This window comes from Pararhizobium sp. DWP3-4 (assembly GCF_049898205.1).
Taxonomy (GTDB): domain Bacteria; phylum Pseudomonadota; class Alphaproteobacteria; order Rhizobiales; family Rhizobiaceae; genus Pararhizobium.
Window position 1 is genome coordinate 696,115 of record NZ_JAFCXF010000001.1, and the last position, 25,633, is coordinate 721,747.

At 59.4% G+C, this 25,633-nt stretch carries 23 protein-coding genes; 8 read left to right on the forward strand and 15 right to left on the reverse strand.

Features of this window, described 5'->3' with window-relative positions; translation table 11 throughout:
* Positions 1–180 precede the first annotated feature (180 nt).
* The 5 genes from ACP7E6_RS03280 to ACP7E6_RS03300 all read right to left on the reverse strand — a co-directional run bounded on the left by ACP7E6_RS03280 (position 181) and on the right by ACP7E6_RS03300 (position 4,478).
* A complete protein-coding gene (locus ACP7E6_RS03280) occupies positions 181–1,218 on the reverse strand; it encodes a sulfate/molybdate ABC transporter ATP-binding protein (protein WP_426227862.1) in 1,038 nt (345 codons plus the stop codon).
* Positions 1,219–1,233: 15 nt separating this feature from the next.
* Positions 1,234–2,118 carry a sulfate ABC transporter permease subunit CysW gene (gene cysW / locus ACP7E6_RS03285; protein WP_426227864.1) on the reverse strand — a complete coding sequence of 295 codons (885 nt, stop codon included), beginning with the start codon at positions 2,116–2,118 and terminating at the stop codon, positions 1,234–1,236.
* On the reverse strand, positions 2,108–2,965 hold the full coding sequence (gene cysT / locus ACP7E6_RS03290; protein WP_426227866.1) for a sulfate ABC transporter permease subunit CysT: 858 nt from the start codon (positions 2,963–2,965) through the stop codon (positions 2,108–2,110). Before cysT ends, cysW begins: the two co-directional genes overlap by 11 nt.
* 6 nt (positions 2,966–2,971) lie before the next feature.
* Positions 2,972–3,997 (reverse strand): sulfate ABC transporter substrate-binding protein, encoded by a 1,026-nt coding sequence (locus ACP7E6_RS03295; RefSeq protein WP_426227868.1) that lies wholly within the window; start codon positions 3,995–3,997, stop codon positions 2,972–2,974.
* A 193-nt stretch (positions 3,998–4,190) separates the two neighbouring features.
* Positions 4,191–4,478, reverse strand: a complete 288-nt coding sequence (locus ACP7E6_RS03300; protein WP_426227870.1) for a membrane lipoprotein lipid attachment site-containing protein — start codon at positions 4,476–4,478, stop codon at positions 4,191–4,193.
* 329 nt (positions 4,479–4,807) lie between these two features.
* On the opposite strand from ACP7E6_RS03300, the gene ACP7E6_RS03305 reads away from it, so the two are divergent.
* From ACP7E6_RS03305 to ACP7E6_RS03330, 6 genes are all read left to right on the forward strand, one after another.
* Complete coding sequence (locus ACP7E6_RS03305) at positions 4,808–5,368, forward strand: DUF924 family protein (RefSeq protein ID WP_426227872.1); 561 nt, start codon at positions 4,808–4,810, stop codon at positions 5,366–5,368.
* Between the two features lie 186 nt (positions 5,369–5,554).
* Positions 5,555–8,050: a mechanosensitive ion channel family protein gene (locus ACP7E6_RS03310; protein ID WP_426228530.1), complete on the forward strand. Its 2,496-nt coding sequence runs from the start codon at positions 5,555–5,557 to the stop codon at positions 8,048–8,050.
* Between the two features lie 226 nt (positions 8,051–8,276).
* Positions 8,277–10,838 carry a GcvT family protein gene (locus ACP7E6_RS03315; RefSeq protein ID WP_426227874.1) on the forward strand — a complete coding sequence of 854 codons (2,562 nt, stop codon included), beginning with the start codon at positions 8,277–8,279 and terminating at the stop codon, positions 10,836–10,838.
* A 307-nt stretch (positions 10,839–11,145) separates the two neighbouring features.
* Complete coding sequence (locus ACP7E6_RS03320; RefSeq protein WP_426227876.1) at positions 11,146–11,409, forward strand: hypothetical protein; 264 nt, start codon at positions 11,146–11,148, stop codon at positions 11,407–11,409.
* Between the two features lie 179 nt (positions 11,410–11,588).
* Complete coding sequence (locus ACP7E6_RS03325; RefSeq protein ID WP_426227878.1) at positions 11,589–12,422, forward strand: response regulator; 834 nt, start codon at positions 11,589–11,591, stop codon at positions 12,420–12,422.
* Between the two features lie 332 nt (positions 12,423–12,754).
* Positions 12,755–13,999, forward strand: a complete 1,245-nt coding sequence (locus tag ACP7E6_RS03330) for a diguanylate cyclase (protein WP_426227879.1) — start codon at positions 12,755–12,757, stop codon at positions 13,997–13,999.
* A 52-nt stretch (positions 14,000–14,051) separates the two neighbouring features.
* Here ACP7E6_RS03330 and ACP7E6_RS03335 read toward each other — a convergent pair whose 3' ends face one another.
* The 3 genes from ACP7E6_RS03335 to ACP7E6_RS03345 all read right to left on the reverse strand — a co-directional run bounded on the left by ACP7E6_RS03335 (position 14,052) and on the right by ACP7E6_RS03345 (position 16,076).
* A complete protein-coding gene (locus ACP7E6_RS03335; protein WP_426227881.1) occupies positions 14,052–15,056 on the reverse strand; it encodes a GlxA family transcriptional regulator in 1,005 nt (334 codons plus the stop codon).
* A 433-nt stretch (positions 15,057–15,489) separates the two neighbouring features.
* Positions 15,490–15,690, reverse strand: a complete 201-nt coding sequence (locus ACP7E6_RS03340; protein ID WP_426227883.1) for a hypothetical protein — start codon at positions 15,688–15,690, stop codon at positions 15,490–15,492.
* Positions 15,691–15,881: 191 nt separating this feature from the next.
* Positions 15,882–16,076 carry a hypothetical protein gene (locus ACP7E6_RS03345; protein WP_426227885.1) on the reverse strand — a complete coding sequence of 65 codons (195 nt, stop codon included), beginning with the start codon at positions 16,074–16,076 and terminating at the stop codon, positions 15,882–15,884.
* Positions 16,077–16,274: 198 nt separating this feature from the next.
* On the opposite strand from ACP7E6_RS03345, the gene ACP7E6_RS03350 reads away from it, so the two are divergent.
* A complete protein-coding gene (locus ACP7E6_RS03350) occupies positions 16,275–16,445 on the forward strand; it encodes a hypothetical protein (RefSeq protein WP_426227887.1) in 171 nt (56 codons plus the stop codon).
* A 196-nt stretch (positions 16,446–16,641) separates the two neighbouring features.
* On the opposite strand, the gene ACP7E6_RS03355 is transcribed toward ACP7E6_RS03350, so the two are convergent.
* The 6 genes from ACP7E6_RS03355 to ACP7E6_RS03380 form a co-directional block, all read right to left on the reverse strand.
* Positions 16,642–18,147, reverse strand: a complete 1,506-nt coding sequence (locus ACP7E6_RS03355) for a tripartite tricarboxylate transporter permease (RefSeq protein ID WP_426227889.1) — start codon at positions 18,145–18,147, stop codon at positions 16,642–16,644.
* A 9-nt stretch (positions 18,148–18,156) separates the two neighbouring features.
* Positions 18,157–18,618 (reverse strand): tripartite tricarboxylate transporter TctB family protein, encoded by a 462-nt coding sequence (locus tag ACP7E6_RS03360; RefSeq protein ID WP_426227891.1) that lies wholly within the window; start codon positions 18,616–18,618, stop codon positions 18,157–18,159.
* Positions 18,619–18,753: 135 nt separating this feature from the next.
* Positions 18,754–19,737, reverse strand: coding sequence for a tripartite tricarboxylate transporter substrate-binding protein (locus ACP7E6_RS03365; protein WP_426227893.1), 984 nt, complete (start codon positions 19,735–19,737; stop codon positions 18,754–18,756).
* 204 nt (positions 19,738–19,941) lie between these two features.
* A complete protein-coding gene (locus ACP7E6_RS03370) occupies positions 19,942–21,297 on the reverse strand; it encodes a sigma-54-dependent transcriptional regulator (RefSeq protein WP_426227895.1) in 1,356 nt (451 codons plus the stop codon).
* Positions 21,294–23,114, reverse strand: coding sequence for a sensor histidine kinase (locus tag ACP7E6_RS03375; protein ID WP_426227897.1), 1,821 nt, complete (start codon positions 23,112–23,114; stop codon positions 21,294–21,296). Before ACP7E6_RS03375 ends, ACP7E6_RS03370 begins: the two co-directional genes overlap by 4 nt.
* Before the next feature lie 108 nt (positions 23,115–23,222).
* Complete coding sequence (locus ACP7E6_RS03380) at positions 23,223–23,468, reverse strand: hypothetical protein (RefSeq protein WP_426227899.1); 246 nt, start codon at positions 23,466–23,468, stop codon at positions 23,223–23,225.
* A gap of 119 nt (positions 23,469–23,587) precedes the next feature.
* On the opposite strand from ACP7E6_RS03380, the gene ACP7E6_RS03385 reads away from it, so the two are divergent.
* Positions 23,588–24,472 (forward strand): LysR substrate-binding domain-containing protein, encoded by an 885-nt coding sequence (locus ACP7E6_RS03385; RefSeq protein WP_426227901.1) that lies wholly within the window; start codon positions 23,588–23,590, stop codon positions 24,470–24,472.
* Between the two features lie 19 nt (positions 24,473–24,491).
* Here the strand turns inward: ACP7E6_RS03385 and ACP7E6_RS03390 are convergent, their stop codons facing one another.
* Entirely contained in the window at positions 24,492–25,556 is a 1,065-nt protein-coding gene (locus ACP7E6_RS03390) for a DNA topoisomerase IB (protein WP_426227902.1), read from the reverse strand.
* Between the last annotated feature and the right edge of the window lie 77 nt (positions 25,557–25,633).

The window sequence follows — 25,633 nt, forward strand, 5'->3', positions numbered from 1 at the left end:
GCGACGGCTTGCTGGCACGGATCAAGTCTGTCCTGTGGAAAAGAGTGGAAAACCAAGACCATATGTTGGCAAGCAGACGTTTTGACACGGCAATCCGGCTTCTGCAGACGCTGCATCCTGCGTTGGCCTTGGAAGGGGCCTGCGCAGGATGGCATGAGGACTGTCGCGCGGATTTCGTTGCTAATCCCGAAACAGCTTCCAGCGGGTCGGACGGAAGGAGATGCGGGAGCGGTCGGAGGTGATTTTTTCCGGCGGCAGTTCGATCTCGACCTTATTATTGGCGGCACCGATATCGAGTTCGACATGGCGCGTTCCGGCAACGCGGCGGGTCACCGTGACGAGGCCGGTAATGCAGCCGTCGCTGCTGTCGAGCAGTTCGATATCGTGCGGGCGGAAATAGAGCTGGCCGGGGCCATCGGCTTCGCCCTGCGCGCTGACGCCGATCGACCGGTCCTCGATCCAGAGCTGGCCGTTTTCGACCCGCACAGGCAGGATGTTGGACTGGCCGATGAAGCCGAAGACGAAGGGGGAGTTGGGCGTGTCGTAGATTTCGTCGGGCGTGCCGATCTGCTCGATCTTGCCCTTGCTCATGACGACGACCCGATCGGCGAGTTCCAGCGCTTCATCCTGATCGTGCGTGACGAAAACCGTCGTGTGGCCGGTGCGATCGTGGATCTCGCGCAGCCAGCGGCGCAGTTCCTTACGCACCTGCGCGTCGAGTGCGCCGAACGGCTCGTCGAGAAGAAGGACATTGGGTTCCACCGCCATGGCGCGGGCCAGCGCCACGCGCTGGCGCTGGCCGCCGGAGAGCTGCGCCGGGTAGCGTTTTTCAAGGCCACTCAGCTGAACGAGGTCGAGCAGCTCGAGCGCGCGCTTGCGGATGTCGGCCTTGGAGGGGCGGCGGCCGGCCGGCCGGATCGTCAGGCCGAAGGAGACGTTGTCAAGCACCGTCATGTGTCGGAACAGGGCGTAATGCTGGAACACAAAACCGATGTTGCGCTGCTGCACGGTTTTGCGCGAGGCATCCTCGTTGCCGAAATAGACAGTACCGTCGGTCGGGCTTTCAAGGCCTGCGATCAGCCGCAGCAACGTCGTCTTGCCGGAGCCGGAAGGGCCGAGCAGAGCGATCAGTTCGCCGGAGCGGATATCGAGCGAGACGTCGTTCAGCGCCGGAAAGCGGCCGAATTCCTTGCGTATGTTTTGAACGCGAACTTCCATGTAAACTATGACCTTTCAGTGCCGGCGGCTGGCGGCGATCTGTTCGCTGTACTTCATTTCAAGCAGCGACTTCAGAACGAGGGTGACGAGAGCCAGCAGGGCGAGAAGCGTTGCGACGGCAAAGGCGGCAACGAAATTATATTCATTGTAGAGAATTTCCACCTGCAGCGGCATGGTGTTGGTCAGTCCACGGATATGTCCGGAAACGACGGAGACTGCGCCGAATTCACCCATGGCACGGGCGTTGCAGAGCAGGACACCATAGAGCAGGCCCCATTTGATGTTGGGCAGCGTGACATACCAGAATGTCTGCCAGCCGCTTGCCCCGAGTGACAGGGCGGCTTCCTCATCGCTGGTTCCCTGTTCCTGCATCAGCGGGATCAGTTCGCGGGCAACGAAGGGGAAGGTGACAAACACTGTCGCCAGCACGATGCCGGGAACCGCAAACAGGATCTGGATGCCGTGGTGCTGCAGCCAGGGCCCAAGCAGGCTGTGCGAGCCGAACAAAAGCACGAAGACCAAGCCGGAAATGACCGGCGAAACCGAAAAGGGCAGGTCGATCAAGGTGGTGAGAAACGCCTTGCCCTTGAATTCGAACTTGGCGATCGCCCATGCGGCGGCAATGCCGAACACCAGATTGAGCGGCACGGCGATCACGGCGACCAGCAGCGTCAGCTTGATGGCGGCAAAGGTTTCCGGATCGGATAAGACGGTAAAGAACTCGCCAGGGCCGTTGCGCATGGCTTCGGTGAACACTGCCGCAAGTGGCAGGACAAGGAACAGCGCCACGAAACAGAGCGCTGTGCCGATCAGTCCGTAGCGCGCATACCGGCTTTCGGAGGTGGCGACCCGGACCAGTTCCGTGTTGCCGGTACCGGTTGTTGTGGTCTCATGAGCCATAGCCGTATCTCCTCCTGCTCCAGGCCTGGATCATATTGATGATCAACAGCATGGCAAATGAGATGATCAGCATGACGGCGGCGATGGCGGTCGCGGCCGGATAGTTGAATTCCTCCAGGCGGATGACGATCAAAAGAGGGGCGATTTCCGAGATATAGGGAAGGTTGCCGGCGATGAAGATGACCGATCCGTATTCGCCGACACCGCGGGCAAATGCCAACGCAAACCCGGTCAGCACCGCAGGCGCAAGCCCCGGCAGAAGCACGCGCCTGATGGTCTGGAAGCGATTGGCACCCAACGTGGCGGCTGCTTCCTCAACCTCCTTGTCGATTTCCTCCATGATCGGCTGCACGGTTCTGACGACGAAGGGCAGGCCGACGAAGACTAACGCAAAGACGATACCGATCGGCGTGAAGGCGATCTTGATGCCAAGCGGCGCCAGAAGGCTGCCGATCCAGCCGTTCGGCGCATAAAGCGTCGTCAGCGCGATACCGGCAACGGCGGTCGGAAGTGCGAAGGGCAGGTCGACCATGGCGTCGATGATGCGCTTGCCCGGAAACCGGTAGCGCACCAGCACCCAGGCAAGGATGACGCCGAAGACGACATTGATCAGGGCGGCGACGAAGGCGGTGCCGAAACTGATGCGCAAGGCGTTGATTGTGCGTTGGTCCGTGGCGAGCGCCCAGAACGTGCTCCAGCCCAATGCGCTCGAGCGCCAGGCAAGGCCGGAGAGAGGGATGAGAATGATGAGTATGAGCCATGACAAAGTAACGCCGAGCGCCAACCCGAATCCCGGAATGACGCTCGGCTGTCTGAATTGCCACAGCGAAGCTGTGCGTGCGGTCATATAGTCTTATTGCCCCGGCTTGTAGATCTGGTCAAACAGTCCACCGTCCCCAAAATATTTTGGCTGAGCTTCCTTCCATCCACCGAATTCGTCAATAGTGACGAGCTTCACATCGGCAAATCGCTTGATATCATTCGGATCGGCGACTTCAGGCTTGAAAGGCCGATAATAGTGTTTGGCGGCGATCTTCTGGCCGACATCCGAGTAGAGGTACTGCAGATAGGCCTCCGCCACCTTGCGTGTGCCCTTGGCATCGACATTGCCATCGACCAGCGCCACCGGCGGTTCCGCCTTGATCGAAATCGTCGGGGTGATGATGTCGAATTTGTCGGGGCCGAGTTCTTCCAGTGACAGATAGGCCTCGTTTTCCCAGGCGATCAGGACGTCGCCGAGACCGCGCTGCACGAATGTGGTGGTGGCGCCGCGTGCGCCGGTGTCCAGCACGGGAACATGCTTGAAGAGGTCAGCGACATATTCCTGGGCCTTGGTGTCGTCTCCGCCATTGGCTGCGCGTGCCCACGCCCAAGCGGCCAGGAAGTTCCAGCGGGCGCCGCCCGAGGTTTTCGGGTTCGGCGTGATCACCTGGATATCGTCCTTGACCAGATCACCCCAGTCCTTGATGCCCTTCGGGTTGCCTTTACGGACGAGGAATACGATCGTCGAGGTGTACGGAGCGCTGTTGTTTTCGAACTTCGTCTTCCAGTCTGCCGGAATCTTGCCGGTTTCCTTGACGATCGCGTCGATATCGGCTTCCAGCGCCAGCGTCACGACGTCGGCTTCCAACCCGTCGATGACCGAGCGTGCCTGCTTGCCGGACCCGCCATGTGACGTCTGGATGGTCACGGTCTCGCCCGTATCCGTCTTCCACTTTTCAGCGAAGGCCGCGTTAAAATCCTTGTAGAGTTCGCGCGTCGGGTCGTAGGAGACATTGAGGATCGTCGTATCGGCGAAAGCAATGCCGAGCCCGCCGATCTGGATGCTGGAGGCGAGAAGCGCCACCGTAAAGAATTTCGTGAGTCGTTTCGCTCGCATGTCTACCTCCGTTGTTAGCAGCCATACTCTATTCATTAAGTGGAATTTTATAACGCAGAACTTTCCCTTTGCGCGTACAGCCGGAGAAAGTCCTGCTCTTTGCTGGGCGCAATATCGAAATCATTTGCTTCAGAGCGGCCACGACGATCCGTTCTCAGGAATAAGTTACCACGCCGGGACCGACTGCGGAACGTCAATCGTAAGGGAAGCCGATAAAGCCCCGGCGGCGCGCAACCAGCTTGAGTGACCGGTCCGGCATGACCACATAGGTCTCTTCGATCCGCTCGCCGTAAGGGCCGTAGAAATTGTTATGAAGGGTGCTTCCGACCGGCGCTTTCCTGAGTTTGGTGCGCGGCTGGCCACCATAAGTTATGCTGCCGGGGATAGGCTCGGGCCCGCGATAGGATCCACCATAGGACTGCGTTTCGACGCAGGACGTTAGAAACAGGGCGGCAAGGGCCGCAACGATCATTTTTTTCATTGTCGAACTCCCAACCAGGACCTCCTGATCCCTTCCATCTGTGACATAACGCTTCTGCGATGATTTTCCAGCGCGTTGGAACAAGCCGCTTCTTTTGCCACTGACAAAGATCGGAACCTGATTGCGCGTGTGGTCCGGGATGCCGTAAATGCTGGCAAATCGGCAAGGGCGAGCAGTGAGGTTTCACGGCGCAGACGTCACAGCCAATGCGCGCGAAAATGTTATCCCGCCGTGGTAAGGCCGAAATTGCGTGTGAAACAGGCCGCCGGCAAAAGAGGCCGCGCGATAATGCCGCGCCGCGAAGGTGCGAAGCTGAAGAGGAAAGAGACATGGCGGACACCGTCGGTTTAAGTACACCGGAAGATGTTTTGTCGTTCTGGTTCGGCGAGTTGCAGCCGCAGGATTGGTTCAAGCCGCATCCGGACCTCGACAGCCAGTGCGAGCAACGTTTCCGATTGGCGCATTTGGCATTGGCGCGTGGCGTGCCGCCGGAATGGCGTGCCACACCGATGGCCCGGCTCGCCACCATCGTGCTGCTCGACCAGATGCCGCGCAACATGTATCGCGGTACGCCGCTGGCCTTTGCAACTGACGGTCTGGCCCTGCGGGAGGCGGCTCTTGCGGTTGAGGCGGGTGCGGATAGCGGCCTTTCCGTCGATGAGCGTGTCTTCCTTTACCTGCCGTTCGAACATTCTGAAAATCTTGTCGATCAGACGCGATCGGTGGCGCTTTTCACGGATCTGGGCGATGCGAACTATCTGGATTACGCCATCCGGCACCGCGAGGTTATCCGGCAGTTTGGCCGCTTCCCGCATCGCAATTCAATTTTAGCACGGGTCTCCACCCCGGCGGAGGTCACGTTTCTCTCCCAGCCAGGTTCAAGATTTTGACCCGTCCGGGCTCCAACGGATGACCGGAGACCGCAAATCCGATTTTGCATCTGGCTGCTGCCCGGCCTATTGAAAGCCAAACTGTCCGCGCTGCGCCTCGATTCTGTTCCAGCTGCGCTCTGCCGGAAAAGGGATATGTGATTGCCGATGATATCGAAACTGTTTGCCGCCTTTCTGTGTTTGTGGATGTTTGCCGCATCGGCGGCTGTCATGGCGCAGGAGCCGGCTGTCCAGGCCACGCCGCAGCAACCGGTTGCCGCAGCGGCGAGCCCGCAGGCACAGGCCGCCGAGCAGCTGGACGTGGCTCGCAAGAACCTTGCAAGACTGACTGATCAGACGAAAAATGCCGCAGATGACGATAGCCGTCTGGCGGAACTGAAGGTCGAGGTTGATGCGGCGACGAAGCAGATCATTTCGATATCGGTCGCCACCCGGCCCCGCCTGGACGAAATCAAGGCGCGTCTTGCCGAGCTTGGCGACCCGCCAGCGGAAGGTGCGCCGCCGGAGACGGATGTCGTCTCACAGGAGCGCAAGCGCCTTCTTGCCGAAAGGGGCGAGATCAACGCGCTGACGGGAACGGCGGAAGACCTGTCGATCCAGACAACCAAGCTGTCGAACGGCATCACCGCCACGCGGCGCGCGCTGTTCAGCAACACGCTTCTCAAACACACCGACATCAATGGTTCGATGGTGATGGATGCGATGGCCTCACTGACGCTGGAACGGCAGGCCTTTACCCGCACCGTTGGTAGCTGGCTGACATTTGCGTGGAATTTCAAGCGCTTGCAGCTGCTGACGGCGCTGTTTCTGTCCTTATGCGCAGCCCTGGTCCTATTGTTGGGCACGCGAAAACTGTTTTTTCCGTTGATCCATCGCGAACCGCTGAGCGAAGAACCGGGCTATATCACCCGCCTGTCGGTGGCGTTCTGGTCGACGATGATTCCGACAGCGGCAATGGCGGTTTTCGCGGCCACAAGCTATTTCTTTCTTCAGGCTTTCAAGGTTTTACGGCCCGATATTGCGCCGATCATCTCGGCCACGCTGGCAATCTGCGTCGCACTGCTGTTTGTATCAACCTTGTCGAATGCCGTTCTCGCGCCGAAGCAAAGTATCTGGCGGCTGGTGCGTGTTTCCGATCGCGGTGCGCGCCGCCTGGCACTGTCGATCTTTGCCATGGCCGCCATCAACGGTCTCGACTATCTCGCCGGCACGATCAGCGAGGTCATGGGCTCGCCGGTGGTCCTGACGGTTGTCAAAAGCCTGATTGCCACCATCATCACCGGCATCATCCTGATGGCGATGTCGCTGATCAAGCCGATCGTCCCGGCCGGAGAGACATTGCAGGGGCAGGGCAAGCCCTGGCCCCGCGCCGTTTTTCTGCTGTTCGTTTTCACCGGCATATTGCTGATCATTGCCGCGCTGGCGGGCTATGTCGGCCTTGCCCGGTTCATCGCCACCCAAATCGTCATGACCGGTGCTATTCTGGTGACGATGTATATCGGTGTTTTGACCGGCAAGGCCGTTGCCAAGCAGAACGCGCTCGCCGACACGGTGGTTGGCCGCTACCTCGAAAAGCGGTTCGGACTGGAGCAAGTTGCGCTGGACCAGACAGGATTGGCAGCAGGCCTCGGCATCTACGTGCTGGTGGTCCTGTTCTTCATACCGCTGATCCTGCTGCAATGGGGCTTCCAGATCGCCGATATCGAGGCGTGGGCCTACCGTATTTTCACCGATATCAACATTGGCAGCATCAAGATCTCGATTGTCGGCATCCTGGCCGGGATATTGCTGTTTGCCGGCGGCTATGTGGTCACCCGCTGGTTCCAGCGCTGGCTCGACGGCAATGTCATGGCCCGCAGCCGAGTCGATACGGGCGTGCGAAACTCCGTCAAGACCGGCATCGGCTATCTCGGCATCGGTCTTGCCGGGCTCATCGGCATTTCGGCGGCAGGCTTTGATCTGTCGAACCTTGCACTTGTTGCCGGTGCCCTGTCTCTCGGCGTCGGTTTCGGCCTGCAGAACATCGTTTCCAATTTCGTCTCCGGCCTCATCCTTCTCGTCGAGCGGCCGTTCAAGGTTGGAGACTGGGTGGTGACCGGCACGACGGAAGGTTTCGTCAAGCGCATCTCCGTCAGGGCAACCGAGATCGAGACATTCCAGCGGCAGACGATCATGGTGCCGAATTCGCTGTTCATCAATGCGTCCGTCGGCAACTGGACCCACAAGAACAAGCTCGGCCGTTCGGATATTCCCGTGACCGTCAGCTATGACAGTGCACCAAGGCAGGTGATGGAAACGCTGTTGCAAATCGCAGCTACCCATCCGCTGGTGCTGAAAAATCCGGAACCACAGGCTGTCTTTACCGCCTTCGGCGATGCGACCATGACCTTCGAACTGCGGGTCTATCTGGCCGATATCGTCAATGGCAACGGTGTGCGCAACGATCTCCGGCTGGCGATCTACGAACGCTTCAAGGATGAAGGTCTCGGTGCACCCTTTCCCAAGGAGGAATTGGAGCCGGAGACGTTGCCGCCGGGTCCGGAAGCCGATGCCGTGGCTTTGGGGGCCGAGGCTGCCGGTCCGGCTGCGGTGACCACGCCGGTGCCTGAAGCTTTCAAGCGCAGCGGAACGCAACGTCGCCCCCGACGGGTCACCGTCGATGGAGTGGGCGACAGGGACTGAGGCCTGGTGGGCTATGAAGAATAGCAAAGGCTGCCCGGGCCGGCCGGCCAGCCGTCGCCGTGAACTTGGTTTTGGCATTTGGAGCGACATTCGGGGGCCGGTGCCTCCAATTTGCGCGCAAGACGCGTCTGGTCGTGCAGCATGATGATTATGTCGTAGACAGGCTCTAGTCTCGGTTCCGCAAACTCTAAAATCTGGTTTCAATATTCAATCAGGGTCGCACGCAATGGCAGAGTTTCCGCAAAAGGCGAAGGTCGTTATCATCGGGCTGGGGGGCATCGTCGGCGCGTCGATCGCCCATCACCTGATCGAGCGGGGCTGGGACGATATCGTCGGCATCGACAAGTCGGGCATTCCGACCGACATCGGTTCGACGGCGCATGCTTCGGACTTCTGCTACACGACCAGCCATGACTATCTCTCGGTCTGGACGACGCAATATTCCATCGACTTCTATGAGAAGATGGGTCACTACGCCCGTATCGGCGGCCTTGAAGTGGCCCGTACGGGCGATGACACCTGGATGGAAGAGATCAAGCGCAAGCTTTCTTCCGCCAAGGCTTTTGGCACACGCGCGCATTATGTCTCGCCAGCTGAAATCAAAGAAATGTTTCCGCTGATCGAGGAAGATCAGGTGATGGGTGGCCTGTTCGATCCCGATGCCGGCCTCGTCGTTCCGCGCTCGCAGACCGTTGCCGGCAAGCTGGTCGATGCAGCGGAAAAATCAGGCAAGCTGCAGGTCTACGGCAACACGCCGGCGAAATCGCTGATCGTCGAGGGTGGCCGCATCACGGGCGTCGTCACCCATCGCGGCACGATCATGGCCGACCATGTCATCGTATGCGCCGGCATCTGGGGCCGCCTGATTGCCGAAATGGTCGGCGAGGACCTGCCGGTCATGCCGGTCGATCACCCGCTGACGTTCTTCGGTCCGTACAACGAGTTCGAAGGCACCGGCAAGGAGATCGGCTTTCCGCTTCTGCGCGACCAGGGCAACTCCGCCTATATGCGCGACACCGGCGACCCGAAGACCACCGAGGGCGGCCAGATCGAGTGGGGTTATTACGAGACCACCAATCCGCGCCTCTGCCACCCGCGCGACATTCTGGAAAAGCACGAGGCGCGCCTGTCGCCGTCCCAGCGCGATCTCGACATGGAGCAGATCATCGAGCCGCTCGAACGCGCCATGGAGCTGACGCCGATTTTGGGCGAGCTCGGCTATAATGAAAGCCACTCGTTCAACGGTCTGCTGCAAGTCTCCGCCGGCGGCGGCGCCTCGTGCGGCGAGAGCCAGAAGGTGCGCGGCCTCTGGTACTGCGTTGCCATCTGGGTCAAGGACGGCCCCGGCTACGGCAAGCTGATTGCCGACTGGATGACGGATGGGCGCACCGAGGTCGACCACAACTCGATCGATTACGCGCGCTTCTATCCGCATCAGTTGGAGGAAAAATTCATCGAGGGCCGCACCTACGAGGCCGCGCAAAAGATCTACTTCCCCGCCGTGCACAACCGCGAGCCCTATGCCTCGGGTCGCAACATCAAGCGCTCACCTTTCTACGAGCGCGAGAAGGAACTCGGCGGCTATTTCATGGAACTCGGCGGCTGGGAGCGTGCGCACGGTTATGCCGCCAATGAGCACCTGTTGGAAAAGTATGGCGATAAGGTTCCCGTGCGCGAGAACGAGTGGGACAGCCGCCATTTCTGGCGCGTCTCCAATGCCGAACATCTGGCGATGACCGACGATTGCGGCATCGTCAACCTCTCGCACTTTCACATGGTCGATATCGAAGGCCCCGATCACGTCGAACTGCTTGAATGGCTGTGTGCGGCCAAGATCGGCGGCGACGGCAATATCGGCAAGGGCATCTATACCCACTTCCTGGATGACGAGGGCATGGTGCGCGCCGACTTTACCGTCATCCGCATGGCAGACCGCTGCCGTCTGATCAACGGCGCCGATGCCGGCCCGCGCGACTTTCACTATATGCGCCGCGTTGCGCAAGATCGTGGCCTCGACGTCACCATCACCGATGTGACCGAAAAATTCATCACCATCGGTATCTGGGGGCCGAATGCCCGCGATACGCTGAAGAAGGTCGTCGCCGATCCGGCCGGTCTTGATGCGGAAAACTTCGCCTTCGCCGCGATCAAGCAGATCGAGATCGGGGGCAAGCCCGTTACCGCCTTCCGCATCTCCTATGTTGGCGAGCAGGGCTGGGAACTGCATATGAAGTACGAGGACGGCCTGGCTGTCTGGGATGCGCTGAGGGCGACCGGCGTCATGGCCTTCGGCGTCGAGACCTATGCGAATTCGCGCCGCATGGAAAAGAGCCTGCGTCTGCAGAACGCCGACCTTCTCACTCAGTACAACCTTATCGAAGCTGACCTTGCGCGACCAAAGGTCAAGGACGCCGACTTCCGCGGCAAGGAAAAACATCTGGAGTACAAGGCGCGTGCGCATCAGCCCGCCATGCTCTGCACGCTTGTGATGACTGAAAACACCGACAAGACCGGGGTGAAGCGCTACCCGCTCGGCAACCTGCCGGTCATGGACCCGGAAACCGGCGAGGTGCTGATCGACGAGCTCGGCCGCCGGTCCTACACGACCTCGATCGCCTTTGGCCCGACCGTCGGCAAGAATATCGCGCTTGCCTATCTACCGCACGCCTATTGCCAGGTGGGCCGCAAGCTGAACATGGAGTACTTTGCCGAGACCTACCCGGTCGAGGTGGTCGGGATCGGCTACAAGCCGCTCTACGACCCGGAAAACCTGAAGCCGAAAAGCTGACCTTTATCCAATAATCTGCAAACAATCCCGGCGCGTCCGCTCACCCGAGCGGACGCGCTTTTTTTCATATCGCTGGCCCGAACGCGTTTCATCGCGAACTGGCACTGCATCCCTTTGTCCAGTTGAAGGATGAATGCCGGCTATTCAGCCTATTCAGCCTCTATTCAGCCGCCCCGCATTATTTATCATGCAATTTCACTTGTGTGCGTTAGTCTGATGCGGGGTGAAAGGCGTCCTGTCTTTTTCGGGTTCATCACCCGGAGCAGCAGGAGGCTCAAAAAGGGGCGGCGCTTCGCGCTGATTGGCAATGAAAACATTCGTAAGTGCATGTGTTCTGACTGTCATGATGACCCTTCCGGCATGGGCCGCGACGGTGACCAACAAGGATGCCGATGCTGCGGTGCTTGTCGTCGTTGAGGGCGAGAGCCGCATGGAAGTCGCCATCAGTGCAGGCGGCACGGAATCGATCTGCCCGAGCGGCTGTTTCATCACCACCCCGAGCGGTGACCGCATCGGCCTGCAGGGCGATGAAACCATCGAGATCGTCAACGGCTCTGCCGTCGTCAAGTAGGGCCGTTCCTGGCCGGCATCGACGGTCAATACGGGCGCCTATTTTTCTTCGTGGAGGCGGGCTTTTGCCCGTCCCGCTTTAGCAAAAATGCGACCTGCTATTTCAGCAGGCAATTAACGACTGCGAAAACCTTTCTGCGTAGCTTGGCCTCGGGGACAATATTTTCAGGTAGGCAATCAATGTCATTTTTTGGCGTGTCCGGAATGTACTATTCCGGTGAATCCTTGCAGCAGCACCGCATCGTGCTGGCCGAGGATTCCAATCTTTTCTCCGCCATGGTCTCCAAGAGACTGAAGGAACTTTTCGATATCGATGTGATCGTCTGCCGCGATTATGACGACTTGCAGTTTTCGGTCGAGAATGCCTCCTTCCCGGCGACGCTCGCCATTTCCAATATCAACCTGCCGGGTGCCGAAAACGGCGAAGCCTTGTCCTATCTGATCGACATGAGCGTGCCGACGATCGTCTTTACCGGCACCTTCCAGGAAAGCACCCGCGAGACCATCCTTGCCAAGGACATTGTCGATTATGTCATCAAGGACAGTGTTTTCGCCGTCGATATGCTGGCGGAATCCGTCTGCCGTTTCCTGACCAATCACCAGCACCATGTGTTGATCGTCGATGACAGTCCGACGGCGCGCGCGCTTTTGACGACACAGCTGAAGCGCTACAATTTCCGCACGAGCTCGGCTGAAAGCGGCGCTGCTGCGCTTGAATTGTTGAAGAAGCATCCGGATATCGGCCTGGTGATCACCGATTACAACATGCCCGATATCGATGGTTTCGAGCTGACCCGTCGTATCCGCGGCGCCTATGGCCCGCATCAGCTGCGTATCATTGGCGTGTCGTCCTCCGCAAACCGGCTTTTGTCGGCGCGATTCCTGAAGGCTGGCGGCAACGATTTCATGTTGCGCCCCTTCGTCAATGAAGAGTTTTACTGCCGGGTGAACCAGAACCTCGATACGCTGACGAAAATCCAGACTTTGGGTGCGAAGATTGCAAAGAAAGCCTGAATAGACCATCTCATTGCTAAATTAGAATTTTCGGTCGCCGGAAATGTGACATTTTTGTGTTTCCGGCAACAAAATCTACTCATTCGACCTGATGATTTAACCAAATCGCAAGCGCATGCCAGTTGAATGCAGCGGAGGGACGAGAGGTCTTGCTCTGCTTTAAAGGGCGACTATCCGCATAACGATAATTTATGGGAGCCAGCGTTGGTAACAGGAACGCCTGCGGCTCACTATGGGATTGATGGGACGTGAGCTTTCGCAAGGCGCCGGCGCGGGGAAACCATATTCAGAAACATTCGGGTAAACGAATGCTTCTGGTCGAGGATTCCCGTATGTTTGCTACGGTTCTCAAGCACGGCTTGGAGACTGCGCACGGCGTTGAGGTTACCCATTGCGGCTCCCTTGAAGCGTTGCGCCAGGCGGTGGAAACCGCCGACTGTGACTATTCCGTCGCCGTTCTCGATCTCAATCTGCCGGACGCGCCGAACTGCGAAGCGCTTGAATATGTGATTTCCCAGAACATCGCGGCGATCGTCTTCACGGGGTCGTTCAACAGCAGCACCCGCGAAGACATTCTCTGCCGCAAGGTGGTCGATTGCGTCATCAAGAGCCAGCCGGATTCGATCGGTCATGTGATCTCGGTCGTCGATCGGGCATTGACCAATGTCAAGACGAACGTGCTGCTGGTGGATTCCAATGCGGTATCGCGGGCAGAACTTTTGAGCCAGTTGCGGCAACAGCAGTTTTCCGTGACGCCGGCGAGCGGCGGCATCGAAGCATTGCATCTGCTTGATACCAACGATTGTTTCGATCTCGTCGTCACCGATTTCGTGCTTTCCGATATGTCCGCCTACGCGCTTCTTGGTGAACTGCGCCAGCGATATGGCGAGGATACGCTAAGCATCATCGCCCTTGCCTCCGCCGAAGATCGCCAGCATGCTGCGCGTTTCCTTCAGCGCGGCGGCACCGAATTCATCCAGAAGCCGTTTATGGTGGACGAGTTTAACAGCCGGGTGTTTCAGGTGGCCAGCATCCAGAAGCGCATTGAGGCTTTGCATGGCATCGCCGCGCGTGACTATCTCACCGATATCTATAACAGGCGCTATTTTTTCCAGCACGGGCCGCGGCTTGTCGAGCAGTGCTTGCGCCGGGGCGAGACGACATCGATTGCCATTCTTGACATCGATCATTTCAAGCGCCTGAACGATACCTACGGCCACGAGGTTGGCGACCTGGTGCTGAAAGCCGTTGCCAAGAGACTGCGCTGGCTCGTGGGAGACGAACATCTGCTTGCCCGGCTCGGCGGTGAAGAGTTCGGGGTGCTTTTCAACGGGCTGGATGTCGCGACCGCCAGTGATTTCTGCGAGATGGTACGGCTTGATCTGGCCCAGGCAAAGGTGATTGCCGACGATGAGGAATTGTCGGTTACCGTCTCGATCGGCCTTGCCACGATCGAAGGGCTCGAAACCTTCGAAAACTACCTGAATGCCGCCGACCAGTTTCTCTATATGGCGAAATATGATGGGCGGAACCGCATCGTCTCGGAATTGACGCTGCTCAAATCCATGGCGTCATAAGGGCGGCGCCAGACTCTTGCCGCCGCGCCGCCATCGTTTCGAGATGCGCTGTCTAGCGCGCTGCCTGCAGCGTCAGCTTGCGCTCGGCGCGCTCCTGCTGGGGCGAACGATTGTAGAGTTCGCGATAACACTTGGAAAAGTGCGACGCCGAGACAAAACCACAGGCGACCGCCACTTCAACCACCGGCATGGCCGACTGCACCAAAAGGTGCCGGGCGCGGTCCAGCCGGATCTCAAGATAGTAGCGGGCAGGGGAACGGCCCATTTCCTGGCGGAACAGGCGCTCGATCTGGCGGCGCGACAGGCCGGCACCATCGGCTATTTCCAAAAGCGACAGCGGTTCGGACAGATTGCCTTCCATCAGTTCGATGATCGACAGAACTTTGGCATTCTGCACGCCGAGACGGGCGCGAAGCGGCAGGCGCTGGCGGTCATGCGGCCCGCGTACCCGATCCGTCAGCGCCTGTTCGCAAACGCGATTGACGAGGTTCTCGCCAAAGTCCTGATCGATCAGGTTCAGCATCATGTCCAGCGATGCGGTACCGCCCGCACAGGTGTAGATGTTGCTGTCGATCTCATAAAGGTCGGCATAGACATCGACTTGCGGGAAGGTTTCCGCAAAGCCCGGCAGGTTTTCCCAATGGATAGCGCAGCGCTTCCCCGTCAAAAGGCCGGCGGAAGCCAGCACGTGGGCGCCCGTACAGAGGCTCCCGACCGAGACGCCGCGATTGTAGAGTTCGCGCAGCCATGCATTGACGGACTTGTTGTTGAAGTCTTCGACATAGATGCCGGAACAGACCAGCACCATCGACGGGCGGTTTTCTCCGCCGAGGAATTTCCGTTCGTCGGCAAGCGAGGTGTTGACCTCCAGGCCGATGCCGCTGGATGAGAGCACCTGGGTGCCATCCGTCGAGGAAAGCCGCCACGTATAGGCCTCGTAGCCCAGCATACGGTTGGCGATGCGCAGCGTTTCGATCGCCGCAGAAAACGGCAGCATCGAGAAGTTGGGCACGAGGAAGAAGACGAGAGATCGCTTTTTGGTCAGTGGCTTGTTCATCGAAGGTCCCATGCGCCGCAGATGTCGCATTTGTCACGTGGAAAAGCGTCATCGAGCTTTCCTGAATGCGACATTGACATGGACGCCAGCGACCGGAAAGAAATAAATACCTATCCTGCAGGCTAACGTGCCGCGGAAAGCGCCATAATGGTCAGAAAACGGCCAAAATCTTCGTTATCGAAGCCATAAATGTCGCATTCACGTCTTGCGTCTGCGAGTTGCAGCCGGCTGTTACGACCCGTTTCCGGATGGGTTGCCGACAGTTTGCGACCTGTAGCCGGCGGATTGAACGGTGTCGGAAATAGGCCATAGGAATCGTGAAGCTCCAAACAAGAAAAAAGGGCATCCCGCCATCATGGCCGAAATGCCCTTTGTCAAAACACGACTGACGGTTTTCGACACGCCTGACCGTCACAGGCCGTTTCTGCCTGCATCATCGTGTTGATTTGGCGTTGGTCCTGTCGGCGGATGGGAAGCCGATATCCTTTAAAGTATCGTAGGAGAGGCCTTCCAGGGCTCGCTCGGCACGACGACGCTTCCACGAGGCGACAGCACGCGCGCGCAGGCCGAAAAGGGTCGAAGCAAAGGATGAATGCCTTGGCCTGGAGCTGTGTTCTAAACTAAAGAATGCCATTGTTCTGGTTCCTTTTGAGTGGGAGGTATCAAAAGGTCGCGACCATGAGAGAGTAATGCCGGATGACCATTCATCATTCAAGCGAATATAATTGATCCCTTGCATCAATAATCATGATGTATCTTGGGTGCGGAATGCCTTTGCGATAAGGCTGCGGACCTGAGCAAATGTGACTGCTGCCGGAGGTTTTTCTAGGATGTTTTCGCCGCTTTTTGCGGAACATCCACGACTGGCAAAAGTTGAATTTTCCCGGCCGTTTGTGCGGTCATGGCTGCCTTGACCAAATCGAGAGCTGCTTCCGGCGGTGTTCCCTTGGACATTTCGGTCTGAACCCGCCGCAGCCAGAGTTTGAGCTGCGCGTCGCTAAAATTTGGGCCGGATGTCATGTAGGCGGTTCTCTGCATCGAATAGAGGACAAGTATGCTCATGATTTCCTTAATGTCAAATCATGCGCTTTTACCCTTAAATTCTAGGGGTTTTCTACCGTTCCACTGGCAACTTTCATTGATGATTATCCGCAGTTGAAAATAAGAGCTAAAATAGACAACGATAAAGCGTCAATCGTGACGAGGCTGGAGTAACCGATGAAACCGCAATCTCATATCGTCGATCTTCTCAGTGCCGCAAAACTCCTGGCCGACAACCAGTGTAATGTCCTGTTGAGCTACATTATCAACATGGCAATGATAGAGGCCTCGACAGGGGCTGGCATTAGAAGAAACGAAGACGGCAAAAGCAGCGCCGACGCCGCATAAGCATGGATACCGCGAACGAGAAGGTGGCCTTTAAACACCAATAGCCGGTGCCTTACTTCACCGGGACTTTTTGAAGGGCTGGTCGTGAGACCGGCCTTTGTTCATTTGTGCGTAGTCTTTGGCCGGGCGATCGCCAGCAGATACGGCCTGCCGGCGATCGTTGAAGACGTCAATGTGAGTGCCGGACGGTTGGAACTCAATCCTCGTCCTGGAACACCGCTTCGCGCTTGGCCTTGACCGCAGGCAGGAAGACGACGACCAGAACGGCCAGGGCGATCAGCAGCAGGATGGCGCTGATCGGCCGGGTGATAAAGGTGGTGGCATCGCCGCGGGACAGGATCATCGCCCGCCGCAGGTTTTCCTCCAGCAGTGGACCCAGCACGAAACCGAGCAGCAGAGGCGCCGGTTCGCAGCGCAGCTTGACCAGCGCATATCCCGCCAGGCCGAAGAAGGCGACGGCGTAGAGGTCGTAGACGTTGGAGTTGACGCTGTAGACCCCGATCGAACAGAAAGCCATGATGATCGGGAAAAGCACGTAGTAGGGGATCGTCAAAAGCTTTACCCAGAGGCCGATCAGCGGCAGGTTGAGGATGACCAGCATCAGGTTGCCGATCCACATCGAGGCGATGATACCCCAGAACAGCGCCGGTTGCTCGACGGCAACGTTTGGGCCTGGAACGATGCCCTGGATGATCATCGCGCCCACCATCAGCGCCATCACCGGATTGGCGGGAATGCCGAGCGTCAGTAGCGGAATGAACGAGGTCTGCGCCCCGGCATTGTTGGCCGATTCAGGGCCGGCAACACCGGCAATCGCGCCATGGCCGAATTCCTCCGGATGCTTGGACATGCGCTTCTCGACGGTATAGGACGCAAAAGCCGCAAGAATGGCGCCGCCTCCGGGCAGAATGCCGAGCGCAGAGCCGATTGCGGTGCCGCGCAGCACAGGTGCGACCATCTGCTTGAAATCGTCGCGCGTCGGCAGCAGACCGCTAACCTTGGCCATCAGGAGGGTGCGGGTCTTTTCGCCCTCGAGATTGCGCAGGATTTCAGCGACGCCGAAGACGCCGACGGCGACAGCGACGAAGTTCAGGCCATCGGCATATTCCCGGATACCGAGGGTGAAGCGCGGCGTGCCGGTATAAATATCGGTGCCAACGAGACCCAGCAGGAGACCGAGCGCCACCATGGCCAGTGCCTTGACGATCGAGCCATGGGCCAGCGCAATCGACGAGACGAGGCCGACGATCATTAGCGAGAAATATTCCGCCGCGCCGAACTTCAGGGCAATGGCCGTCAGGGGCAGAGCGAAGATTGCCACCAGGAAGGTTGATACCGTCCCGGCGAAAAACGATCCCAGCGCTGCGATGGAAAGGGCGGCACCGGCCCGGCCTTTGCGCGCCATCTGGTAGCCGTCGATGGCGGTGACGGCAGACGAGGATTCGCCGGGCATGTTGATCAGGATGGCGGTGGTCGATCCGCCGTATTGCGCGCCGTAATAGATGCCGGCGAGCATGATCAGCGAAGAGACGGGTTCGAGCTGGAAGGTGATCGGCAAAAGCATGGCGATGGTCGCCGTGGCGCCGATGCCCGGCAGCACGCCGATCAATGTGCCGAGCAGCACGCCGATCAGGCAGAAGAGCAGGTTTTCGGGCGAGCCGGCCGTGGAGAAGCCGAGTGCGAGATTGCTGAAAAGATCCATCGTGATGTCCTACAATCTGACCCAGGGGCCGAAGCGCTGGAAGGGCAGGCCGAGCGCGTAGCTGAACACGGCGACCGAAAAGATCGTCAGCGCGACCGAGAGCGCCAGTGCGGTCAGCGGTTTCATGCGCTGGGACGCGAAGCAGGCGATCAGGGCGGTGAAGAACAGCGATGGCACGAAGCCGAGGCCGCGCACGGTCAGCCCGAAAAAGATCGGCGCCGGTAGAATGAACAGCATGCCGCGCCAGGCGACAGGTCCAAGCGGTTCGCCTTCGACACGGGTCGATTGAACAATGATGATGACGCCGAGAAGCGTCAGGATGGCAGCCAGGAACAGCGGAAAGTAGCCCGGTCCCATCTTGAACGCCGTGCCCAGTTCAAGGCCGAGACTCTGATAGATGAAAAAGCCGCCCAGTCCGATGAAGAGCGCGCCGCAGAGCGCATTGGTGGTGTCGAAGGATAAGGATTTCATGATGCCTCCTTTGTTTCCGCCCCGTTCCTGTGCCCGCCAATCTCGTTGCATAGCTGTCGAAATGGTCTTGGGCAGACGCCTTCCTCTTTTGCGAAAGAGGAAGGCGGAAGGGCATATGACCTATCGTGGGCGTGATCAGTCGGCGTACTGGCCGGCGGATTCGATCACCGGCTTCCAGCGCGCGATTTCGCTTTCAAGCTTTGCCTTGAGCGCGGCAGGCGTCGCTTCGGATTCTGCCGACGGAACCGTGCCGAGTTCGGCGAAGCGTGCAACGACGTTCGGGTCCTTCAGCGCGACCTGCAGCGCCTTCGACAGGCGTTCGGTGGCTTCTGCAGGTGTACCCTTCGGCGCGTAGACACCATGCCAGATGCCGACCTGGAAGTCAGCCAGACCGCCTTCGACGGCTGTCGGCACGTCCGGCAGGACCGGAAGGCGTGCAGCCGAAGTGACAGCATAGGCCTTGATCGTGCCGCCGAGGATCTGCTTGGTGGTATTGGTGGTCTGGTCGCACATGATATCGACCTGGCCGCCGAGCAGATCGGTCATCGCCGGGCCGGTTCCCTTGTAGGGAACGGTGACGAGCGGCGTTTCGATGGCGCTCATGAACATCATGCCGCAGAGATGCGAGGCGGCGCCGATGCCGGCATTGGCAACGGTGACCGTGTCCTTGTTGGCCTTGACGTAGTCGATCAAGCCCTTGAGGTCCTTCGGTTCGAAATCCTTGCGGGCGACGATCGTCATCGGCACGTCGGTGACGAGACCGACATATTCGAAGGCGTTCAGCGTGTCATAGGCAAGCTTGCGGTAAAGCGTGGCGCTGGTTGCCATGCCGATGTGGTGGAGCAGAACCGTATAACCATCCGGATCGGCCTGGGCCACGCGGCCGGCACCGAGCGAACCGCCGGCGCCGCCGACGTTCTCGACGACGATCTGCTGGCCAAGGTCCTTCGACATGGATTCGGCAACGAGACGGGCAACCGTATCTGTCGGTCCACCGGCCGAGAACGGAACGACCATGGTGATCGTGCGGTCCGGGTAGGTCTGGGCACTGGCGGAAACGGAAATGAGTGAAACGGCAGCAAGGGCCGTCATGCCAAAGATGGCTGTCAGGTTTTTCATCGAAGTCCTCCCGGATGAAATATGTTGCCAGCCGGCGCAGCTCCTCCCGCGCCGATTCTGGATGTTTGAGTTTTGGAGCAGGACGGCGAAGCGGCAACCATTCAGCGAGCACATTCGCAGAATTTCGTAAGGAGTGCGGCGCAGCATGGGTGAGATTGGGAACATCTGTCACAAATTCCGGGTGGATTTCCACCCATCGGGGGGTCATGCAGCGTAGTCGTCATCCCCGACGGATAATTTTTTATCGAGCCCGTATTTCTGCATTTTCTCGTAAAGCGTCTTTCGAGAAATGCCGAGGAGCTCGTAGACGGGCCGCAGCGCACCGCCATGGGCGGCTAGCGCGCTGGCGATGATCCCGCGTTCAAAGTCGGCGACCTTGTCTGCCAGCCGCTGTTTTTCCGGCCGCGTTTGCGCCTCGTCTGAATTCAGGTCGAGTCCAAGGACCAGCCGGTCGGCAGCGTTGCGCAACTCGCGGACATTGCCCGGCCAGGCGCGTTCGGCGATTTCGGTGATCAGGCTCGGCGGCACATCGATATCGTTGCGCATGTAACGGGCGGCGGCCTCCCGGACCAATTGCAGGAACAGAAGCGGGATATCGGCCTTTCGCTGTGCCAGCGATGGCACATGCAGCGTTGCGACATTGAGGCGGTAAAGAAGATCGGCGCGAAAACGCCCTGCGGCGACTTCCGCTTCGAGGTTGACCTTGCTGGTGGCAATAAACCGCACGTCGAGCGGCACGATCTCATTCGAGCCAAGGCGGGTGATTACCCGCTCCTGCAGCACCCGGAGGAATTTGGCCTGCAGGTCGAAGGGCAGGGAGCCGATTTCGTCAAGCAGGATGGTGCCGCCACGGGCATGTTCGAATTTGCCGTAGCGCGGCCGCAGCGCCCCCGGAAAGGCGCCGGCCTCATGGCCGAACAGCTCGCTCTCGATCAGGTTTTCGGGCAAGGCGGCGCAGTTGATGGCAACGAGCGGCCGGTCGGCGCGGGCGCTGATATCGTGCAGCGCCCGGGCAACGACTTCCTTGCCGACGCCGGTTTGGCCGATGATCAGCGTGTCGGCATCCGTGGCGCCGATGGCGCGTAGCCGGTAGCGCAGATCGACCATGGCCTGTGTCCGGCCGGGCAGCCTTGCCTCGATATCGTCGCGCTTGCCGGCAACGGCTCTCAGCCGCCGGTTTTCCAGCACAAGGCTGCGCCGGTCGAGCGCGCGGCGGGCGATCGCTGCCAGATGCTGGGCGGTAAACGGCTTTTCGAGGAAGTCGTAGACACCTTCGCGCATCGCCTTGACGGCCAGCTGCACGTCGCCATGCCCAGTGACGAGGATGACCGGAATTTCCGCATCAACCTCGCGGATGCGTTGCAGAAGCGTCATGCCGTCCATGCCCGGCATGCGGATATCGCTGATGACGACGCCGGAAAAGCTGTAGCCGATCAGTTCAAGCACATCCTCGGCGCTGGAGAACGTATCGACGTCCAATCCGAACAGGCCAAGCGCCTGCGCGGTGGAGCGGCGCATGTCCTCTTCGTCGTCGACCAGCAGCACGCGTGCATCGCTCACTCGGCGGCCTCCTGCGCTGCCGTGGCTGCTTCCAGTTCGATGCGAAACACAGCGCCCCCCTCGGGGTGATCCGAGACGGAGAGACTGCCGCCGAAATCCTTGACGATATTGTAGGAGATTGACAGGCCGAGACCCAGCCCCTTGCCGACGCCCTTGGTGGTATAGAACGGATCGAAGATTCGCTCGGTGATTGCAGCTGGCACGCCCGGTCCATGATCCCTGATTATCAGGATAATCTTCTCGTTTTGACGTTCCGTCACGACATGGATGCGTCGGTCGGCAAGACCTTCGATCGCATCCGCCGCGTTGGTAATGATATTGACAAGCACCTGCTGGAGCCGCACCGACCCAGCATTGACCATCCCGGCATCGCCGGCGAGTTCGATCTGTAGGTCTGCATCGGCGGTCTTCAGGCGGGCGGAGACGATCTCCAGCGTATCGGCGATGACGGCATCGAGCGCCACGGGGCCAAGCTTCTCGTTCGGCTTGCGGGCGAAATTACGCAGGTGGCGGCTGATCGAGGCCATGCGGTCGATCAGCCCGGAAATACGCCGGACATTGTCACGGGCCTCGGGCACACGATCCAGATCGATCAGCATCGCGGCGCTGTCGGCATAGGTCTTGGCGGCGGCCAGCGGTTGGTTGAGTTCGTGGGAGAGGGCGGCGGACATCTGGCCGAGACCTGCGAGCTTGCCTGCCTGGATCAGATCGGCCTGGGTCTTGCGCAGTTCCTTTTCGGTCAACCGCCGCTCGGCAATCTCTTCCTCGATGCGCTCGTTGACCAGCGCCAGGTCTGCGGTGCGCTCCTCGACCCGGTGTTCCAGCTCGTTGCGCGCCTCGGCCTGCATCCGCATGCGCTCAGCAAGGCGGGCGCGGCGCTGCAGGACGATGGCGAGCGCAAGGCCGGCAAGGCAGAGGAAAAGCACGATGGCGATGATGGTGGTGCGCGCCTGGGCGCGGATGGAGGCCGTATCCATCAGCACATTCACCGTCCAGTCGGCCTCGGGCATATATTGTGACAGCACCAGATATTCCCGGCGGTCCGCGGTGGTCGTGGTCATCAGCTCGTGATCATCAAGCGTGCTGCGGGTGATCGGCAATGGCTTGAGTTCCGCCTCTGCGTAGCGCCGCGAGGCCTGCGTCCTTTGCAGGCGGGCACTGTTGAGCGGCAGGATGCTGGAATAAAGCCATTCCGGGCTGCCGGTCATGAAGACGATGCCTTCCGGGTCGGAGACGAAGATCTTGTATTCACCGCCGCGCCAGGACGTTTCGATCGAATCGATATCGACCTTGAAGACGATGACGCCGCTGATCCGGCCATCGATGCGGATCGGCGAGGCGAAATAGTAGCCGCGTTTCAGCGATGTCGTGCCGAGCGCATAGAACCGCGACTGCCTGCCCATGGCAGCGTCCTGGAAATAGGGGCGGTAGCTGAAATTCTGGCCGACGAAGCTGGCCGGCTGATCGTAATTGCTGGCGGCAATGGTGTTGCCGTCGAGGGTCATGACGTAGATATCGGAGGATTCCAGCAGCCTGTTGATATCCTTCAGATAGACATCCGCCGTATCACGCAGGGCCTTGTCATCGGGATGGGCGATCAGTTCCTTGATGTCATCATGATCGGCAATCAGCGCCGGCAAGGGCTCATAGCGGCTGAGATGTCCACTCAATGCGGATACCGCCAGCCGCAACGCCGAGCTTGCCTGCAGAGATGCCTCGTCCATATAGCTGCGCGTCGCCCATGCTCCGCCCTGGAAAACCACGGCAAACAGCAATAGCGGCGCAAGACAGAGGGCGGCGAGCAGGCGATATTTCACGGATTAAAGGCTCCTCCCTCGTTTCCGGCCAGCGGCTGGGCACCACTGGAGGCGAGTTTAGAGGTCCGCGCGAAAGTTTCCAAGGGGCCTTTGTAAGGCCGCTAGCGGTTAAGGCTGCTCGAGCGGGATGACCGTGCCATCGGAAAAAGCCAGATCCTGTTGTAGACTGGCCGGCAGATGGGAGATTTCGCGCCGGGTTGCCTTGCGCGTTTCCGCGATCTTGCGGGCGTGGTGACCGCCGGTCAGTTGCAGGACGAGCGGTGCAAGCATTTGGCGCATCGTGAATGTGAAGCCGCCGGCTTGCAGCCGGATGGAGGTTTTTTCAACCGGTGCCGTGTCGTGGTGCAGGGACATGGGAAGCTCCTTTCGTCACGTCTTCGATGTTTGCAACTTGACTATCGGCCTCCGTTGAGGTTCAATCAAACGAAATGAAGTGATGCTCTTATTCAGAAAATCTGATCCGTGAGGCTCCCATGAATATGATGATGCGGCATGTCCTTCCGCTCCTTGAACTGGACATCCTGAAAACATTCGTCGCCATCGCCGAGACCGGAAATTTCACCACGGCGGCTGAAACCGTCTACCGGACGCCGTCGGCGGTCTCAATGCAGATCAAGAAACTCGAGGAAATGCTGGGCTGCGTTCTGTTCCTGCGGGACGCGCGTTCGGTATCGCTGACGCCGAAGGGCGAGGTGCTTCTCGGGTTCGCGCGGCGCATGCTGGCGCTCAACAACGAGGCCGTGTCGCGTTTCCTCTTGCCGGACATGAATGGTGTCGTCCGTGTCGGCGCACCCGAGGATATCGGCGAGCGAATCCTGCCGGAAGTGCTGAAACGCTTCTCCGAATCCTATCCGAATGTCACGGTCGATGTGACCATCGGCAACAGCAGCGTCATGCGCAAGCGTGTGGAAGAACATCGGATGGACATTGCCATCTTCAACAGTCTGGCCGGTGAAAACACCGGCGGCGGCGAAATCCTGGTCTCCGAGAAACTCGTCTGGGCCGGCATCAAATGCGGAACGGCGCATACGCGCGAGCCTCTGCCGATCTCGATGTGGGAGGATGGCTGCGTCTGGCGCGCCGATGCTGTCGAGCAGCTGACACAATCCGGCCGCAAGTTCCGTGTGGCGTTTCTAAGTGCCCACACGACGGGACAGCGCGCCGCCATCCAGGCGGATCTGGCGATCGCGCCTCTGCCTCGCTATCTCGTGCAGGGCGATCTCGTGGCGCTCGGCGAGGCGGAAGGCCTGCCGGAACTCGGCCATTACAATATCGGCCTGCAGGTCGTCGATAACGCGTCGCCGCCGGTTCTGGCCGTGGCCGAGCATGTGCGCACCGCGTTCGTCGGATTGCAATAATCGATCCCGAGGGCGGCGCCTATGTGCCGCCCTTCTTCAGCCAGCGCTGCACCCGGATTTCGTCATCATCCATCCAACGCGTCAGCTTCTCGCTGCGGCTCGGCCGCATTTTCATCAGGCCTGCGAGCGCGCCAATTTCGAAATCCTCAAAGACTTTCGGATGGATATAAGACGAGCGGCAGACGGCGCGGGTATTGACCAGCCGCGCGGCAACGCTGTCCACCACATCATTGATCTGCCGCTTCAGTTGCCGCTGGCTCTGACCCGGCTCGATTGCCGCCAAAGCCTTTGCCGCCATCCGGGTGGCGCCCCATGTTCGGAACTGCCGTGACGAGAAATCGGCACCGGAGGCCTCGCGGATATAGGCATTGACATCCTGCGAGCGGATCGCATGGCGCCGGCCATCCTCGTCGAGATATTGAAACAGCTGCTGGCCCGGCAACTCCTGCAGCATTCGGATTGCCTTAGTAATGCGCGGGTCGCGGTGAGTGAGACGCCACTCCTTGCCGGATTTACCCTTGAAGTTGAAGTGGACGCTGGAGCCTTCGATCTTCACATGACGATTGCGCAGCGTCGTCAGACCATAGGAGCCGTTCTCCTCGGCATAGGTCGCATTGCCGACGCGGATGTAGAGATTGTCGAGCAGCCAGACGATCGTGGCGAGCGCCTTGCCCATGCCGGGCTTTCGCAAGCGCAGGTCGGTGTCGACCTTCTCGCGGATTTTCGGCAGCCGCGCGGCGAATTCCGGCAGTTGCGCAAATTTGCTTTTGCCGCGTTCGGCCGACCATTCGGGATGATAGCGATATTGCTTGCGCCCGCGCGCATCCCGGCCTGTTGCCTGCAGATGCGAGTGGGGATTGGGCGAGATCAGCACATCGGTATAGGCGGGCGGGATGGCGAGCGCTGCAATCCGGTCCAGCTCGGTCCGATCGGTGACGCGCTTGCCATCGGCATCATAATAATGGAAGCCGCGCTTGCCCGGCTTGCGGCTGATGCCGCTTTCCAGATTGGACAGATAGACGAGTTCTGCTGCCGCCTTCTGCATGGCGCTGTGCGAGAAGTTTTTGGGCGTTTGAGTGAGCATCTGATCCACAGTGACGCAAAAACGCCGCCGCGGTCATTTGGTTCCCGCACGTCGAAGCAATCGCGGCAGCAATTTCA